At 65.7% G+C, this 1,120-nt stretch carries 2 protein-coding genes; one reads left to right on the top strand and one right to left on the bottom strand.

Annotation, left to right across the window (positions count from 1 at the left end; genetic code table 11):
- A partial coding sequence (locus DM995_RS21395) for an IS30 family transposase (protein WP_198669464.1) occupies positions 1-252 on the top strand: 252 nt, incomplete at its 5' end.
- A 49-nt stretch (positions 253-301) separates the two neighbouring features.
- Here DM995_RS21395 and DM995_RS17940 read toward each other — a convergent pair.
- On the bottom strand, positions 302-1,120 hold an 819-nt coding region (locus DM995_RS17940; RefSeq protein ID WP_116970581.1), incomplete at its 5' end, for an alanine racemase.

Below are 1,120 nucleotides of genomic sequence, written 5' to 3'. Positions count from 1 at the left end.
ATCGCCGCCCAAACCCATATCCAGACCTTCTTCTGCGATGTGCGATCACCCTGGCAGAAGGGCGGGGTCGAAAACGCCATCGGCAGACTCAGGCGATCCATGCCGCGCAAAGCCGACATCGCCACTCTCACCGACGACGACATCCAGGCCATAGCAAATCGATACAATGCCACGCCCAGAAAATGCCTGGACTTCCGAACACCCGAAGAGGCATTCCATGACATTCAAACCAGTGTTGCACTTCAAACGTGAATCCACACCCCCGCCTTCGCGGGGGTGACGAGCGATGTCGTCCAGGCGCTCAATCCACCCAGATCCGGTCGAACCGTCGGCCGATCTGGGTGAGCCATTCATATTGGCTGATCCCGGTCGCGGCCTGAACCTCGGGCAGGACGAAATCGGCCGCGATCCAGTCGCCCTCGCCCAGAGCGGGCGCAGCGCTGAGGTCGATACAGGTCAGGTCCATCGACACGCGTCCCAGGATCGGCAGGCGCGCATCGCCATTCCGGAAGGCTCCGATCGACGACAAGGCCCGCTTGAAGCCATCGGCATAGCCCAGCGCCAGCGTTGCGGTGCGCATGTCGTGCTGCGCGACAAAGGTCGCGCCATAGCCGACGCTGTCGCCCGCGCGGACATGGCGCACCTGCAGGATGCGCGTCTCGATCCGCATCACGGGGCAGATATGGTCTGCCAGCGCGTCGCAGGGCACGCCGCCATAAAGCGCGAGGCCGGGGCGGGTGCAGTCGAAATGATAGCCGGTGCCCAGCGCAATGCCCGCGCTGTTGGCGAAGCTGTAGCGCCGCGCCGCAACCTGCTGGCGTGCCTGTTCAAATCTCGCGAGCTGCGCGGCATTCTGCGCCGTATCCTCTTCCGCCGATGCCAGATGGCTCATGCACAGATCGATATCGAGCCCGGCGCACAGCCCGGCAATATCCTCGCGCCAGTCGAGCCCCAGCCGGCTCATGCCGGTATCGATCATCACATGGCAGCGGCCCCCGCCCGCTTCGCGCCAGCGGACGATCTGCTCGGCGCTGTTGAGCACCGGCGCCGCCAGTCCGGCGAGCGCCGCACCCTCCTCGCCCGGCGCGATGCCGTGCAACACCGCGAGCCGCGCCGGGCG

The sequence above is a fragment of the Blastomonas sp. UPD001 genome, from assembly GCF_003426715.1.
Taxonomy (GTDB): domain Bacteria; phylum Pseudomonadota; class Alphaproteobacteria; order Sphingomonadales; family Sphingomonadaceae; genus Blastomonas.
This window is presented reverse-complemented; position numbering and strand designations above follow the sequence as displayed.